We start from the raw sequence: 15,358 nt of genomic DNA, 5'->3' as shown, positions 1-15,358 counted from the left end.
GCGCGGCCGGTCAGGACTTCGGCCCCTCCCACCGCGCCCCGTCCTGCGGGTGGGAGTCCTGCGGGTGGGAGTCCTGCGGGCGCCCGTCCTGCGGGTGGGCGCCCTGCGGCGGCGTGCCCGTCCCGGCCCAGTAGGGCGGCGGGTCCTCCTCGCGCTTGCCGAACGCGGCCGACAGCGCCAGCAGCACGACCATCGCCGCCATCGGCCAGGCCAGCAGCGCGCCGTACGCGCCCAGGTCGATGTCCGCGTCGAAGTGACCGCCGTTGCCGACCCGCTTTGCCTCCGCGACCAGGTCGCTGCTCGGGCCGAGCCGCCGGCCCAGCTCCCACGCGCCGAGCGAGGCCAGCAGGCCGCCGACCGCGAGGCCGACCGCCACCGCGATCCCGCCGCCGCGGCGCCGGGTGACCAGGAACGCCCCCAACGCGGTCAGGATGCCCATGCCGAGCCCGATCAGCACGAAGACGCTGTCCGCGCCGGCCCGCTGCTCGCCCTCCGGGTCGCCGTAGAGGATCTTGTTGCCGTCGACCACCAGCGGCACCTTCGGCGCCAGCCACGCCCAGAGTCCGGCCATCGCCAGGCCCAGCAGCAGGCAGACCAGCGTCGTGACCGCGCCGACCTTCAGCTCGGGGCGCAGCCGCTCCGCCACGGGCGGGCGCTCCGGGCCGGACGGCACGCCCGCCGGCAGCGGCGCGACGCCCTCGCCGCCCGGGGCCGGCGGCGCGTACGGGTTCGGGGCGGCGGCCGGGGCCCGGTCGGCGGGGTCCGCGTCGGTGCCCGCAGCGGCGCGCAGAGGATCCGGAGGTGTGTTCGGTACGGTCACGGGCCCATCGTTTCACGAGCGCCGCCCGAACGGCCCCGCCACCCGGGCAGCGGACGGCTCCGGAGGCCCGGGCCGACCGGGCCCTACCGCGTGGTGGCCCGCCGGTACGCCCAGGTGGCGGCCGCCAGCGACACCACGCCCACGCCGGCGCAGACCGCGAGGTCCCCCGCGACCGCCGCCCAGTCCGGGTCGGGCGTGAAGGTCCGGGCGAAGGCCTCGACGCCGTAGGTCGAGGGCAGCAGGTCGCGCAGCCAGAGCACCGGCTGCGGCAGGTGGTCGACCGGCAGCACGCCCAGCAGCAGCGCCGCCGACATGCCGAGCTGCCCCAGCATGGTGGCGATCTCCTGCTTGGGCGCGAGCAGCCCGCAGACCGCGCCGAGCCCGGAGAGCGCCGCGCCGGCCAGCGGCACCACCGCGAGCAGCACCCACAGCTGGCCCAGCGGCAGTCCGAACGTCACCGCCCCCGCGGCGGCGGTCACCAGCGTGCCCGGCAGTGTGAACGAGGCGTACGCGGCCGCCGCCCCGAGCACCACCGAGGCGGCCGGGACGGGCAACGTGGCGTAGTGGTCGAGGCCGCCGGTGGCCCGCAGCCGGCCGAAGTACTGGGCGAGCAGGTTGAGCGCGACGAAGGCGACCACCAGCACGCTGGAGCCGGCCACCACCGAGCGCGCGGCCGAGGTCTGCCCCGCGTCGACGACGCCCCGCATCATCACCAGGATGCCGAGCGACTGGAAGGTGGCGACGAACAGCAGCGGGATGCGGGCCACCTTGGCCCGGGCCAGCTGCGCCCGGTAGACGGCGGCGAGGGCGGGCAGCAGCCGGGCGGCGGGGGCCAGCGGGGCGGGCCCGGCGTCCGCGAGTCCGGCGGGCTGCGGCGGCGCGGAGAGCAGCGTCACTTGGCCAGGCCTCCATGGCGGCCGCCCAGCTTGAGGTAGGCGTCCTCAAGGCTCGGGGTGGCCAGGGTGAAGTCGTCCAGGGCGGCGAAGGCCGGGCCGGTGGTGACGGCGGCGACCAGTTCGCGGGCCTGCTCGGGGGTGGTGCGCACGGTCCAGCGCCGGCCGGTGCGCTCGGCCCGCGCGGCGAGGTCCGCGACGGCCGGCACCGCGAGCGGCGCCTCGTCCCGCCAGACCAGGTCGAGCCGGACGTCGCCGTCGACCAGGGCCTTGAGCCCGCCGGGCGTGTCGCAGGCGATCACCCGGCCCTCGTCCACCACCGCGACCCGGTCCAGCACGGTCTCCGCCTCGATCACGTTGTGGGTGACCAGCAGCACGGTGGTCCGCCGCTCGGCGCGGCGCCGCTCGACGGCGGTCCACACGGCGCGGCGGGCGATCGGGTCCATGCCGGTGGTCGGCTCGTCCAGGACGAGCAGCGGCCGGTCGCCGACCAGGGTGGCGGCGAAGCAGGCGAGCCGGCGCTGGCCGCCGGAGAGCTTGGCGAGCGGGCGGTGGGCGAGCGGCTCCAGGGCCAGCTCGGTGAGCACCTCGTCCGCCGCGGCGCGGGCCTGCGCCCGGGAGAGGCCGCGCAGCCGGCCGGTGGTCTCGGCGGCGAGCGCGACGGTCAGCTCGTCCAGCGCGGTGGACTCCTGGCCGAGGTAGCCGAGCAGCCTGGCGGCCCGCTCGGGGTGGCGGACCACGTCGTGGCCGAGGATCTCGACGGAGCCGGAGTCGGGGCGCAGCAGGCCGGTGAGCTGGCGGACCAGGGTGGACTTGCCGGCCCCGTTGGGCCCCAGCAGCCCGAAGATCTCGCCCTGCCGGACGGTCAGGCTGATGCCGTCGTTGGCCCGGATCGGGGCGATGGGGCCACCGCGCCCGGTGCGGTACGTCTTGACCAGGTCGCGGACGGCACAGCACGGCAAGGAGGTGTCCTGGGGTGCCCGCCCGGCCGCGTTGTTCACGAGCGAAGACTCTACGCCGTGGAGACCGCGAACCGGACAAGGGGGCCCGATCCTCCGAATCCGCCCGCCGCACCCCGCGGGTCCCGTCCTGGATCAGGAGCCTAGTCGTCCACGACCAGGTCCCCGCCGGGGACGCGGACGGCCAGCTCCTTCCAGAAGCCGGCCCGGATCGCGTACCGGTCGTGCTCGTCGATCTGGTCGTCCTTGTGCGCGAGCAGCCCGAACCGGGCCGCGTAGCGGAGCAGCTCGCCGTCGACCCGGTGCGGGATGCGCGGGTAGTCGGGCCAGAGCACGGTGAGCCGCTCGACGTCGCCGAGCCGTTCGGTCCAGCGGCGGGCGAACACCTGGCCGACCTCGTGGGCGTCGCCGCCGATGGAGGTGATGTCCTCCTCGCGGTCGGCCCAGCGCTGCTCGGCGGTGGTGAGCTGGGCCAGGGTGGGCAGGCTGTCGCCGGCGGTGGCGGCCTGCTCGGCGGCCGGCCGTTCGACCCAGCCGCGGTCGGAGGACCAGCGCAGCACCGGTCCGGTCGGGTGGTGGGCGGCGGCGGCCGGCGGGGCCGCGGTGCGTCCGGCTATGTCCTTGGGGGTCGGGACCACCTTGAGCGCCGTGGCGGCCGGTGCCGGGCGCCCGTTGGCCGCCGCCGGCACCGCGGCGGGGGCGGGCTCGGCGGCGGGCCGGACGGCGGGCGGTGCCGCGGGCGGGGCGGCGAGGATCTTGGCGATCTCGTGCCGGGGCCCGGGCGCGGGGAAGACGGTGGAGGTCTCGCGCAGGCTGAAGGAGCCCTCGATCCACTCCCGGTCGAGCACCCGTCGTTCGTCGGCCTCGCCGACGAGGTCCTCGGACTGGTTGAAGTCGCCGTCGGCGGCCTGCAGGGCCCAGAGGTGGACGACCACGCCGTGTTCCTTGGCGGACATCATGCCGGGCAGCAGGTCGCCGTCGCCGGTGATCAGCACGACGTCGGCGCAGGCCCGGTTGCGGGCGAGTTCGGAGAGCTCGGCGTGCATCGCGGCGTCCACGCCCTTCTGCACCCAGCGGCCCTCGGCCCGGGTGAGGGCGCCGAGCCGGACGGTGACCCGGGGCAGGACGCGGAGCCGGCGGTGTTCGGGCATCGGGCGCCGGTCGGGCGCGGCGTCGAACCAGTAGATCCGGAGCAGCGGCAGGCCGGTCTCGGCCTCGGCCCGCTCGCGCAGGGCGGTGATCAGCGCCGTGTGGTCGACGGTGACCCGGGAGCGGGAAGGGTCCCCGGCGAGCAGGCTGGCGGCGGCGCCCAGCAGGTATCCGGCGTCCACCAGGACGACACAGCGGTCCATCGCGCACCTCTTTTCGCTCGCCCTCGCGGTCCGGCGCCGCCGTGGTGCGGCGGTCCCGGGTGGGCGCGGTCCGCCCGGCGCTCGGGCCCGTGCGGGGTGAGGGGTGCCCGTGGTCGCCCGATCGTTGGGTCACCTTTACCCCTGGTTCGCGCGCCGAACCTCGGCGGATGTCGCGGTCCGGCAACGGCGCCGCGGCTCCCGCGTGCGGCGACGGCGAGGCGGCGAGGGCGGCGGCAAGGCGGCGGCGGGGCGGCGACGGCGGCGCCGCGGGAACGCCGGACGGCCCGGGGGAACGCCGAACGGGCCCCCGTCCGAGGACGGGGGCCCGCCGGGTGCACGGGTGCGCGGGTGGGGGCGGGCGGTCAGCCCTTCAGCTCGGCGGCGACCAGCTCGGCGAGCTGGACGGCGTTGAGCGCGGCGCCCTTGCGCAGGTTGTCGTTGGAGACGAACAGCGACAGGCCGTTCTCCACCGTCTCGTCCACCCGGATCCGGCCGACGTAGCTCGGGTCCTGTCCGGCGGCCTGGAGCGGGGTGGGGATGTCGCTCAGCTCGACGCCGGGGGCGCCGGTGAGCAGCTCGACCGCGCGCTCCGGGCTGATCGGGCGCTCGAAGCGGGCGTTGATCTGCAGCGAGTGGCCGGAGAAGACCGGGACGCGCACGCAGGTGCCGGCCACCTTGAGCTCGGGGATGCCGAGGATCTTGCGGCTCTCGTGGCGGAGCTTCTGCTCCTCGTCGGTCTCGTTGGAGCCGTCCTCCACGAGGGAGCCGGCCAGCGGCACCACGTTGAAGGCGATCGGGCGCCGGTAGACCTTCGGCTCGGGGAACTCGACCGCGGAGCCGTCGTGGGCGAGCGCGGAGGCGCCGTCCACGACCTTGGCGGCCTGGTCCTGCAGCTCGGCGACGCCGGCCACGCCGCTGCCGGACACGGCCTGGTAGGTGGAGACGATCAGCGCGGCGAGGCCGGCCTCCTCGTGCAGCGGGCGCAGCACCGGCATGGCGGCCATGGTGGTGCAGTTCGGGTTGGCGATGATGCCCTTGGGGCGGTCGGCGATGGCGCCGGGGTTGACCTCGGAGACGACCAGCGGGACCTCGGGGTCACGGCGCCAGGCGGAGGAGTTGTCGATGACGACCGCGCCGGCCGCGGCGACCTTCGGGGCGAGGGCCTTGGAGGTGGCGCCGCCGGCCGAGAAGATCACGATGTCCAGGCCGGTGTAGTCGGCCGTGGCCGCGTCCTCGACGGTGATCTCGGTGCCCTGCCAGGGCAGCGTGCGTCCGGCCGAGCGGGCCGAGGCGAACAGGCGCAGCTGCTCCACCGGAAAGCTCCGCTCCGCCAGGATCTCGCGGACGACGCCGCCGACCTGGCCGGTGGCCCCGACAATGCCGATCTTCATTCCGACTACTCCTCTTGATGTCGCTGGTCACAGCCGCACTCCGCCCATCATGCCTTGTCATCGGGGTGGCGCGACCTGGTATTCCACGGTGTGAGAGGCCCCGACCCGATCAGTGGTCCAGACCAGTGGCGAGTTCGAGGGCGCGCGCCACCTCCGCCGGCCCGGCCGGCAGCAGCGGCAGCCGGACGTCCGGGGTGGGGATCCGGCCCTGGGCGTGCAGCACGCCCTTGACCACGGCCGGGTTCGGCGCGGCGAAGGCGGCGGCCGCCAGCGCGGCCAGCCGGTGGCCCAGCGCGCGGGCCCGCGGGACGTCCCCGCGCTCCCAGGCGGCGGCCAGTTCCACGAACCGCGCGGTGGCCAGGTGGGCGGACGCCGGGATGCCGCCCGCGCCGCCCAGCGCCAGCATCGCCGGGAGGAAGACGTCCTCCCCGGACAGCACCGCGAAGCCCTCGGGCCGGCCGGCCAGCAGTTGCACGGCCGTCTCGTCCAGCCCGCCGGTCGCGTACTTGACGCCCACGACGCCGGGCACCGCGGCCAGCTCCAGCAGCGTGGCGGCCGACAGCTGCTGACCGGTCCGGTACGGGATGTGGTAGACGACCAGCGGCACCGAGCTCGCCCCGGCCAGCGCCCGGAAGTGCGCGACCGTCCCGGCCTCGCCCGGCCGGACGAAGGACGGCGCGGTGACCAGCGCGGCCGCCGCCCCCGGCACCCGCGCCCGGAGCCCGGCCAGCTCCTCGGCGGCCGCCCGGGTGTCCGGGCCCCCCGCGCCGACCAGCAGCCGGCCGCCGCGCTCGGCGCAGACCGCCGCGCAGACCTCGACCACCGCGCGCCGCTCGTCGGCGCTCAGCGTGGCCGGCTCGCCGGTGGTGCCGAGCGCCACCAGGCCGGCCGCGCCGTCGTCCAGCACCGAACCGGCCAGCTTCTCCAGCGCGTCCAGGGCCACCGAGCCGTCCTCGGCGAAGGGGGTGACCAGCGGGACGTAGATGCCCTTGAGTTCCATGGGCACGATCCTGCGGGGCGCCATCGCACAGGTCCAGTTCACATTTCCGATGCTTCTCGTAAGCTGAGCCGATGCTCGACGTCCGACGCCTGCGCCTGCTGCGCGAACTCGCCCACCTCGGCACCATCGCCGCCGTCGCCGAGGCGCTCTCGTTCAGCCCTTCGGCGGTCTCCCAGCAGCTGTCCGTCCTGGAGAAGGAGGCCGGCGTCCCGCTCTTGGAGCGCACCGGCCGCCGGGTCGCCCTCACGCCGGCCGGGCTGGGCCTGGTCCGGCACGCCGAGGCCGTGCTGGAGCGGCTGGAGCTGGCCGGCTCCGAACTCGCCCACGCCAGGCAGGGGTTGGCGGGCCCGCTGCGGATCGGCACCTATCCGTCGGCGGCCCGCTCGATCATCCCGGCGGTCCTCGCCGAGCTGGCCGGCTGGCACCCCGGCCTGGAGCCGATGGTCACCGAAGTGGATCCGGCGGCCGTCGCGGCCGCCCTGCGCGCGGGCGAGCTGGACGTCGCGCTGGTGCACGAGTACGACCTCGTCCCGGCCGACCCGGAGCCCGGCCTGGCGGTGACCCGCCCGGTCTTCACCGAGCCGATGTACCTGGCGGCCCGGACGGCGGGCACGGTCGCCGAACAGCGCTCCGCGCCGTGGATCATGTCGCCGCCGGGCACGCTCTGCCACAGCATGGCCGTCCGGGCCTGCGAGAGCGCCGGCTTCGCGCCCCGGATCCGGCATCAGATCGACGACTTCGCCACCGTGCTGGCCCTGGTGGCGGCCGGTCAGGGCGTGGCGCTGGTCCCGCACCTGGGCACTTCGCAGCCCCCGCCCGGCGTCGTCCTCACCCGGCTGCCGATGTACCGCCGCACCCGCGCCGCCTTCCGCGCCGGCGCCGGCTCCCACCCCGCGATCTCGGCCTTCGTCTCGGCCCTCCACACGGCCGTCCCCCCGGGCCTCGGCGGCGGGACGTGACGCCGTGAGGCGCGGCGGCGGGCCGCGGTGACACCGCGGCCCGCCCCCGCGCGGTGGCTCAGCCCGCCAGGCAGCTCGGCCCGAGCAGCTGCTTGAGGTCCCCGAACAGCGCCGGGTCCGACTTCACCCGGTGCCGGTCCAGCCGCAGCACCGTGGTGGTCCGCGTCCCCTCCAGCCGCAGCCGCACCTCGGTCGTCCCCTTGTGGCTGCTCAGCACCTCGCCGAGCCGGGCGACCAGCGGCGGCGTCACCTTCACGCTCGGGATGTTGATCACGATCGGCGCCTCGGCGTGCGCGTTCGACAGGTCAGGGACGGACAGCTCCATCCCCATCAGCCGCGGCACGTCCTCCCGCTTGTCCAGCTTGCCGCGGACGAACACCACGGCGTCCTCGACGAGTTGGGACGACACCAGCTGGTAGCTGGCCGGGAAGAACATGCAGTCGATCGAGCCGGCCAGGTCCTCCACCGTCGCGATGGCCCAGGCGTTGCCCTGCTTGGTCATCTTCCGCTGGAGGCCCGAGATGATGCCGCCGATGGTGACGATGGTGCCGTCCGGGCGCTCCGCGAGGTCGGCCACCGCGCAGTCCGCCTTGTCGGCGAGGACGTGCTCGATGCCGTGCAGCGGGTGGGAGGAGACGTACAGGCCGAGCATCTCCCGCTCCTGGGTGAGCAGGAAGGACTTGTCCCACTCCTCCTCGGAGAAGACCACGTCCAGGCCGAAGCTCGGCTCGTCGCTGACCGCGTCGCCGCCGAAGAGGTCGAACTGCCCCTCGGCCTCCTTGCGCTTGACCCCGACGACGTTGTCGATCATCGGCTCGAACTGCGCGGTGAGGCCCTTGCGGGTGTGTCCGAGCGAGTCGAACGAACCCGCCTTGATGAGCGATTCGACGGTCCGCTTGTTGCAGACCACCGACTCCACCTTGTCCAGGAAGTCGGGGAAGGAGGCGAACTTCCCCTTCGCCTTCCGCGTCCGGATCATCGACTCGACCACCGGCCCGCCGACGTTGCGGATCGCGGTGAGGCCGAACCGCACGGTGGTGTCCCCGTGCGGGGTGAAGTCCGCGTCCGACTCGTTGACGTCCGGCGGGAGCACGTTGATGCCCATCTTCCGGCACTCGTTGAGGTAGACCGCCGACTTGTCCTTGTCGTCCTTGACCGACGTGAGCAGGCCGGACATGTACTCGGCCGGGTAGTTGGCCTTGAGGTAGGCCGTCCAGTACGAGACCAGCCCGTACCCGGCGGTGTGCGCTTTGTTGAACGCGTAGCCGGAGAAGGGGACGAGGACGTCCCAGACCGCCTGGATCGCCGCGTCCGAGTAGCCGCGCTCGCGGCAGCCCTTCTGGAACGGGACGAACTCGGCCTCCAGGATCTCCTTCTTCTTCTTGCCCATGGCACGGCGCAGCAGGTCCGCCTGGCCGAGCGAGTAGCCGGCCAGGATCTGCGCGGCCTTCTGCACCTGCTCCTGGTAGACGATCAGGCCGTACGTCGGCCGGAGCACCTCCTCCAGCGGCTTCTCCAGCTCCGGGTGGATCGGGGTGATCTCCTGCTGGCCGTTCTTGCGCAGCGCGTAGTTGGTGTGCGAGTTGACGCCCATCGGACCCGGGCGGTACAGCGCGAGGACGGCGGAGATGTCCTCGAAGTTGTCCGGCTTCATCAGGCGCAGCAGCGAACGCATCGGCCCGCCGTCGAGCTGGAAGACGCCGAGCGTGTCACCGCGGGCGAGGAGCTCGTAGGTCGGCTTGTCGTCCAGGGGCAGATCAAGCAGGTTGATCTTGACGCCCTTGTTCTTCTCGATCGCCTTGACGGCGTCGTCCATGATCGTCAGGTTGCGCAGGCCGAGGAAGTCCATCTTGAGAAGGCCGAGGCCCTCACAGGTGGGGTAGTCGAACTGCGTGATGGTGACGCCGTCGGTGTGCCGGGTCCAGACCGGGATGTGGTCGGTCAGCGGCTCGGCGGACATGATGACGCCGGCCGCGTGCACGCCGGGCTGGCGGATCAGGCCCTCGATGCCGCGCGCGGTGTCGATCACCTTGCGGACGTCCGGGTCGTTCTCGTACAGCCCGCGGATCTCGCCGGCCTCGCCGTAGCGCGGGTGCGAGGGGTCGGTGATGCCGGAGAGCGGGATGCCCTTGCCCATGACGTCCGGCGGCATCGCCTTGGTGATCCGGTCGCCCATCGCGTACGGGTAGCCGAGGACGCGCGAGGAGTCCTTGATGGCGGCCTTCGCCTTGATCGTGCCGTACGTGACGATCATGGCGACCTTGTCGGAGCCCCACTTCTCGGTCACGTACCGGATCACGTCACCGCGCCGGCGCTCGTCGAAGTCGATGTCGACATCGGGCATCGAGATGCGCTCGGGGTTGAGGAAGCGCTCGAAGATCAGGCCGTGCGGGATCGGGTCGAGGTCGGTGATGCCCATCGCGTAGGCGACCAGCGAGCCGGCCGCCGAACCACGGCCCGGACCCACCGCGATGCCCTGGCTCTTCGCCCACATGATGAAGTCGGCGACCACGAGGAAGTACGCCGGGAACCCCATCTGGATGATGGTGTCCATCTCGTACTCGGCGAGCTTCTTGTGCTCCTCGTCGTACCCGTTCGGGAAGCGCCAGTCCATGCCCTCCCAGACCTTGGACTTGAAGAAGTCCGCCTCGGACTCGAAGCCCTCCGGGATCGGGAAGCGCGGCATGAGGTTCTTGAACTCGAACATGCCGGTGGTGTCGACCCGCTGGGCGACCAGCAGCTGGCTGTTGCGGCAGCCCTCCTGCCAGGCGTCCGAGGAGTCCAGCGCGTACATCTCGGCGGCCGACTTGATGTAGTAGCCGGTGCCGTCGAACCGGAAGCGGTCCGGGTCGGAGAGGTTCTTGCCGGTCTGCACGCAGAGCAGCAGGTCGTGGGCGCCGGCGTCGGCCTCGGTGGTGTAGTGCGAGTCGTTGGTGACCACCGGCGGGATGTTCAGCTTCCTGCTGATCTCCAGCAGCCCGTCGCGGACCCGCTTCTCGATGTCCAGGCCGTGGTCCATCAGCTCCAGGAAGTAGTTCTCCTTGCCGAAGATCTCCTGGTAGTCGGCCGCGGACTTGAGCGCCTCGTCGAACTGGCCGAGGCGCAGCCGGGTCTGCACCTCGCCGGAGGGGCAGCCGGTGGTGGCCATCAGGCCGGCCGCGTGCTCGGAGATGATCTCCTTGTCCATCCGGGGCCACTTCACCAGCCAGCCCTCGGCGTACGAGCGCGAGGTCAGCTTGAAGAGGTTGTGCAGGCCCTCCTTGTTCCGGGCCCAGATGGTCTTGTGGGTGTAGGCACCGGATGCCGAGACGTCGTCCTTCTTCTGGTGCGGCTGGCCCCACAGGATGCGCTTGGTGTTGGAGCGCGACTCCGGCGCGACGTACGCCTCGATGCCGATCACCGGCGTGATGCCCGCGGCGGTGGCCTGCTTGTGGAACTCGGCCGCGCCGTACATGTTGCCGTGGTCGGTCATCGCGACGTGGGTCTGGCCCAGCCGCTCGACCTCCTTGAACAACTGCTTCAGCCGGGCGGCACCGTCCAGCATCGAGTACTCGGTGTGGACGTGCAGATGCGCGTACGGCTGATCGCTCAAGGCGGGGCCTCCGGAGGCTTGTGCTTGTCTGGTTGGCCGGCGAACGCGCAGGTCACCGATGGTGCCTGGAAACAAATACGGTCCGAGCCACTCCCGGGGCCCGGACCAGCACTCACACGTTCACGCCCCTACTCTAGCCTCCAGACGCACCTGCCTCCGGCCAGCCGCCGCGCTTCGAAGGAACGCCCATGCCTCACCCGCAGCCCACCGCCACCGACCGTGCCGAGACCATACTCGGCGTCTTCGACACGGCCTTCGGTGACCTGCTCGCCAAGGACCCGGCGGCCTTCCGGGTGAAGTTCCGGAAGATGGCCGCCTCCGCCTTCGCCTTCTACCGGGGCACCGCGGCGCTCTACTACGCCGACCTCACCTCCGCCCCCTTCCAGGACCACGGCGCCGCCTTCCTGGACGAGCGCACCAGCCGGGTCTGGATCCACGGCGACCTGCACGCGGAGAACTTCGGCAGCTACCTCAACGCCGAGGGCCGCCTGGTCTTCAACGTCAACGACTTCGACGAGGCCTACGTCGGCGCCTTCACCTGGGACGTCCAGCGCCTGGCCGCCTCGCTGGCGCTGATCGGCTACGCCAAGGCGCTGTCCGACGAGACGATCACCCAGCTGGTCACCGCCTTCGCCGACGCCTACCGGGCCCGGATCGCCGCCCACGTCACCTCCGGCGACGCCGCCCCGTTCACCCTGGACACCGCCACCGGCCCGATCCTGGACACCCTGCGGCAGGCCCGCCTGCAGACCCGGGTCGCGCTCCTCGACGGCGACACCGTGGTCGAGGGCTACGACCGCCGCTTCCGCCTCGGCGGCGGCGCGATCGAGCTGGACGAGCCCACCAAGGCCGAGGTGCTCGCCGCCTTCGAGGCCTACCTCGCCACCCTGCCGCCCTCCTCCCGCACCCGGCCCGAGGCGCTGCGGGTCAAGGACGTCGTCGGCCGCCGCGGCATCGGCATCGGAAGCGCCGGCCTGCCCTCGTACAACCTGCTGCTGGAGGGCCACACCGACGCCCTCGAGAACGACGTGATCATCTACATGAAGCAGGGGCAGACCCCGGCCGTGTCGCGGCACGTCACCGACCCGGCGATCGCCGGCTACTTCGAGCACGAGGGCCACCGCACGGTGATCTCGCAGCGCGCCCTCCAGGCCCACAGCGACCCGTGGCTCGGCCACACCACCCTGCACGGCCGCGGCCAGCTGGTCGCCGAGGTCTCCCCGTACGCGACCGACCTCGACTGGACCGACCTCAACGAGCTGCCCGACCTGCTCGCCGTCACCGAGTACCTGGGCCACGCGACCGCCACCATGCACGCGGCCGCCGACGAGTCCTCCAGCGGCCACACCCTGGTGCCGTTCTCCACCGAGCACGCCATCCACGAGGCCATCGCCCGCGACGAGGCCGGCTTCACCGCCATGCTGGTCGACTTCGCCCACGCCTACGGCGCCCGGGCCCGCGCCGACCACCAGCTCTTCGTCGACCTCTACCGCAACGGCCGCATCCCGGGGCTCTGACGGGTCAGGTCAGGGCCGCCAGCCGCTCCCCGGCGGCGGCCCTGACCGCGGGCTCCTCCATCGGGTCGTCCCGCAGGTACGCCAGCCGCTCCCGGACCTCGGGCCGGTCCGGGGCCTGCGCCACCGCCAGCAGCCGGGCGTCCTCCTCACAGTCCCAGAGGCACTCGACATACACCTGGTCCAGCCCGGCCGGCTCAATGGCGGCCAACGCCTCCAGGTATGCGGCCCGCTCGTACGAGTGCGGCGTCCACAACCAGAACCGCCGCAACAGCGACACCGCGTCCTTGGCCCCCGCCCCGCACCGCGCCAGCCCCCGGGCCGACAGCAGCGGCCCGCACCAACGCCGCTCCACCCAGTCCCGCTCCAGCTCGGCCACCAGCAGCGGAGCGTCCTCGGGCTCGCCGTACGCGGCCAGCACCTGGTGTCCGAGCCCGGCCAGCCACGGTTCCCCGGCAGCCGCCCATTCCCGGGCGGCCGGCATGGCCAGCGCCCCCAGCTTCCGGACCACGATCGGCAGCCGCGGCAGCGCGTCCGCGCCGCCCGCCGCCTTCAGCGACGGCACCAGCGGGACCAGGCCCGCCTCCGGCTCCCGGGCGTCGAGTGCGCAGAGCGCGCTCACCTTGCGGTTCTCCGGCTCGGCCGGGTCGGCGAGCAGCTCCAGCAGCCGCGCGCTCGCCACCTCGGGCATCGGGTCACGCCCGCGGACCACGCGCTCCGGCACCGGCGCGGCCAGCCCCCAACGGTCCCACGGCTCCCCCCACAGCTCCTCCGTAAGCCCCCTCGACCGCTCCCGCGCCACGTCCGCCAGGTCGTCCCACCACTCGACCGGCCACGCGTCGGCCACGGCCTCCAGGACGTCCCGCCAGTGCTCGCCCTCCCGGACGTACGCCCGCAGCGCCTCCCGGGCCTCCGCCGACCCGCCGCGCGCCAGCAGCTCCAGCACCCGGGTGGCCCGCTCACAGGCGTCCTGGCCACCCGCCAGCGTCTCGACCACCGGCCCGAGCGGCAGCGCCAGGTCCCGCACCAGCCGCGCCACGTACAGCGCCCGCTGGTCGACCGAATCCCACCGCCAGTCCCACCGCACGCACCCGTACACCAGCTCGGCGGCGGCCGCCGGATCCTCCTGGGCCATCCGCGCCCCGAGCCCCCGCCCCCGCTGCAACAACCCGGGCAACGTCCCCGCCGGCGCGTACTCGTATCTCCGCTGCGTCACCATGCCATCCTCCCCCAAGTCAGTGATCAAGGACGGCTTCCGGGTGCCCGCCCCGGTGCACGCTCCCCCCGGCCCTTCCCGGACGTGACCTCCGGCGGCCGGAAATGGCAACGGGAGAGGGCGGCCTGACCACTACTCTGCAGCCATGACAGCCGCACCCTCCCCCGTCCGCGTACGTTTCGCCCCGAGCCCGACCGGCATGTTCCACGTCGGTGGTGCCCGGTCGGCCCTGTACAACTGGGCGACGGCGCGACAGCAAGGGGGGACGTTCGTCCTCCGGATCGAGGACACCGACGCGGCTCGCAACCGGCCCGAGTGGACGGACGGCATCATCAGCGCCCTCGCCGCCATCGGCATCTCCGCGGCGGACCCGGCCTTCGAGGGCCCGTACTTCCAGTCCCACAACGCCGACCGCCACCGCGAGGCGGCGCAGCAGCTCCACGACGCCGGCCTCGCCTACTACTGCGACTGCACCCGTGAGCAGGTCGCCGAGCGGACCGGCTCGCCCCAGCTCGGCTACGACGGCTTCTGCCGGGAGCGTGACCTCGCGTACGAGCCGGGCCGCGCCCTGCGGTTCCGGACGCCCGACGAGGGCGAGACCGTCGTGGTCGACCTCGTCCGGGGCGAGCCCTCGTTCCCCAACGCGGCGATCGAGGACTTCGTCATCGCCCGTGGCGACGGCAGCCCGGTGTTCCTGCTCGCCAATGTGGTCGACGACCTGGACGAGGGGATCACCGAGGTCATCCGGGGCGAGGAGCACCTGTCGAACACCCCCAAGCAGCAGCTGCTCTGGCAGGCCCTCGGCGCGCAGCCTCCCGTCTGGGCCCACCTTCCGGTGATCGTCAACGAGAAGCGCCAGAAGCTCTCCAAGCGCCGGGACAAGGTCGCCCTGGAGGACTACCTCGCCGAGGGCTACCTCCCGGACGCCCTGGTGAACTACCTGATGCTGCTCGGCTGGGGCCCCAAGGACGACGTCGAGATCCGGCCGTACCCGGAGCTGGAGCAGCTCTTCCGGGTCGGGGAGGTCAACGGCGCCTCCGCGTTCTTCGACGTGAAGAAGCTGGCCGCGTTCAACGGCGAGTACATCCGGCGCCTGCCGCTGGAGGAGTTCATCACCGCCTGCCGACCGTGGCTGTCCGCGCCGAAGGCGCCGTGGCCCGCCGGGGCCTACGACGCGAAGGCCTTCGAGGCCGTGGCCGCGCTGGCCCAGACCCGGATCACGCTCCTCTCCGAGATCACCGGCTGCGTGGACTTCCTGTTCCTCGACGAGCCGGTGCGGGACGAGGCGTCCTGGTCGAAGGCCATGAAGGCCGGCGCGGCCGAGCTCATCCGCTCGGCCAGGGTCAGGCTGGCCGGAGTCGACTGGGAGGCCGACGCCCTGAAGCAGGCCCTCGAAGAGACGGCTGCGGAGCACGACCTGAAGCTCGGCAAGGCCCAGGCCCCGATCCGCGTCGCCGTGACCGGCCGCACCATCGGCCTCCCGCTCTTCGAGTCCCTGGAGGTCCTCGGCCGCGACCGCACCCTCGCCCGCCTCGACAAGGCGCTGAGCGACCTGGCCTGACACAGAACCGTGCCGGGGGGGGCCAAACCCCCGCCCCCGGGGGGCGGGGGGGCGGCGCCGCCACCGGCTCCCGGCTGGTCACCGGGACCACCGCCCTGCAC

Annotated in this window: 11 protein-coding genes; 3 read left to right on the top strand and 8 right to left on the bottom strand. The window is 73.4% G+C overall.

Features of this window, described 5'->3' with window-relative positions:
• Positions 1 to 10 precede the first annotated feature (10 nt).
• The 6 genes from ACFVHB_RS11545 to ACFVHB_RS11520 all read right to left on the bottom strand — a co-directional run bounded on the left by ACFVHB_RS11545 (position 11) and on the right by ACFVHB_RS11520 (position 6,415).
• Positions 11 to 820 carry a hypothetical protein gene (locus tag ACFVHB_RS11545; RefSeq protein WP_380318823.1) on the bottom strand — a complete coding sequence of 270 codons (810 nt, stop codon included), beginning with the start codon at positions 818 to 820 and terminating at the stop codon, positions 11 to 13.
• Between the two features lie 83 nt (positions 821 to 903).
• Entirely contained in the window at positions 904 to 1,716 is an 813-nt protein-coding gene (locus ACFVHB_RS11540) for an ABC transporter permease (protein WP_380318820.1), read from the bottom strand.
• Positions 1,713 to 2,714, bottom strand: a complete 1,002-nt coding sequence (locus ACFVHB_RS11535) for an ABC transporter ATP-binding protein (RefSeq protein ID WP_380318817.1) — start codon at positions 2,712 to 2,714, stop codon at positions 1,713 to 1,715. Before ACFVHB_RS11535 ends, ACFVHB_RS11540 begins: the two co-directional genes overlap by 4 nt.
• Positions 2,715 to 2,815: 101 nt before the next feature.
• The gene (locus ACFVHB_RS11530) at positions 2,816 to 4,024 is read right to left on the bottom strand and encodes an NYN domain-containing protein (RefSeq protein WP_380318814.1); all 1,209 of its coding nucleotides are present in this window, start codon (positions 4,022 to 4,024) and stop codon (positions 2,816 to 2,818) included.
• A 362-nt stretch (positions 4,025 to 4,386) separates the two neighbouring features.
• Positions 4,387 to 5,415 carry an aspartate-semialdehyde dehydrogenase gene (locus ACFVHB_RS11525; protein WP_380318811.1) on the bottom strand — a complete coding sequence of 343 codons (1,029 nt, stop codon included), beginning with the start codon at positions 5,413 to 5,415 and terminating at the stop codon, positions 4,387 to 4,389.
• Between the two features lie 109 nt (positions 5,416 to 5,524).
• Positions 5,525 to 6,415: a dihydrodipicolinate synthase family protein gene (locus tag ACFVHB_RS11520; RefSeq protein ID WP_380318808.1), complete on the bottom strand. Its 891-nt coding sequence runs from the start codon at positions 6,413 to 6,415 to the stop codon at positions 5,525 to 5,527.
• A gap of 71 nt (positions 6,416 to 6,486) precedes the next feature.
• On the opposite strand from ACFVHB_RS11520, the gene ACFVHB_RS11515 reads away from it, so the two are divergent.
• Positions 6,487 to 7,374 (top strand): LysR family transcriptional regulator, encoded by an 888-nt coding sequence (locus ACFVHB_RS11515; protein WP_380318805.1) that lies wholly within the window; start codon positions 6,487 to 6,489, stop codon positions 7,372 to 7,374.
• A 58-nt stretch (positions 7,375 to 7,432) separates the two neighbouring features.
• Here ACFVHB_RS11515 and dnaE read toward each other — a convergent pair whose 3' ends face one another.
• Positions 7,433 to 10,966, bottom strand: a complete 3,534-nt coding sequence (gene dnaE, locus ACFVHB_RS11510) for a DNA polymerase III subunit alpha (RefSeq protein WP_380318802.1) — start codon at positions 10,964 to 10,966, stop codon at positions 7,433 to 7,435.
• Positions 10,967 to 11,154: 188 nt separating this feature from the next.
• Between dnaE and ACFVHB_RS11505 the strand changes: the two genes are divergently transcribed.
• Entirely contained in the window at positions 11,155 to 12,483 is a 1,329-nt protein-coding gene (locus ACFVHB_RS11505) for a DUF2252 domain-containing protein (protein ID WP_380318799.1), read from the top strand.
• Between the two features lie 4 nt (positions 12,484 to 12,487).
• Here the strand turns inward: ACFVHB_RS11505 and ACFVHB_RS11500 are convergent, their stop codons facing one another.
• Complete coding sequence (locus ACFVHB_RS11500) at positions 12,488 to 13,696, bottom strand: hypothetical protein (protein WP_380318796.1); 1,209 nt, start codon at positions 13,694 to 13,696, stop codon at positions 12,488 to 12,490.
• A gap of 199 nt (positions 13,697 to 13,895) precedes the next feature.
• Between ACFVHB_RS11500 and gltX the strand changes: the two genes are divergently transcribed.
• Positions 13,896 to 15,257: a glutamate--tRNA ligase gene (gene gltX, locus ACFVHB_RS11495; protein ID WP_380318995.1), complete on the top strand. Its 1,362-nt coding sequence runs from the start codon at positions 13,896 to 13,898 to the stop codon at positions 15,255 to 15,257.
• Positions 15,258 to 15,358 lie beyond the last annotated feature (101 nt).

This window comes from Kitasatospora sp. NPDC127111 (assembly GCF_042677465.1).
Lineage (GTDB): Bacteria > Actinomycetota > Actinomycetes > Streptomycetales > Streptomycetaceae > Kitasatospora.
Note: the sequence above shows the minus strand (reverse complement) of the source record. Positions and strands in the feature narration are given on the sequence as shown.

Bases quoted from the DNA above. Each gene is read 5' to 3' on its own strand.
- ACFVHB_RS11525 (WP_380318811.1), bottom strand. From the start codon at position 5,415: ATGAAGATCGGCATTGTCGGGGCCACCGGCCAGGTCGGCGGCGTCGTC.
- gltX (WP_380318995.1), top strand. From the start codon at position 13,896: ATGTTCCACGTCGGTGGTGCCCGGTCGGCCCTGTACAACTGGGCGACG.
- ACFVHB_RS11530 (WP_380318814.1), bottom strand. From the start codon at position 4,024: ATGGACCGCTGTGTCGTCCTGGTGGACGCCGGATACCTGCTGGGCGCC.
- ACFVHB_RS11515 (WP_380318805.1), top strand. From the start codon at position 6,487: ATGCTCGACGTCCGACGCCTGCGCCTGCTGCGCGAACTCGCCCACCTC.
- ACFVHB_RS11505 (WP_380318799.1), top strand. From the start codon at position 11,155: ATGCCTCACCCGCAGCCCACCGCCACCGACCGTGCCGAGACCATACTC.
- ACFVHB_RS11520 (WP_380318808.1), bottom strand. From the start codon at position 6,415: ATGGAACTCAAGGGCATCTACGTCCCGCTGGTCACCCCCTTCGCCGAG.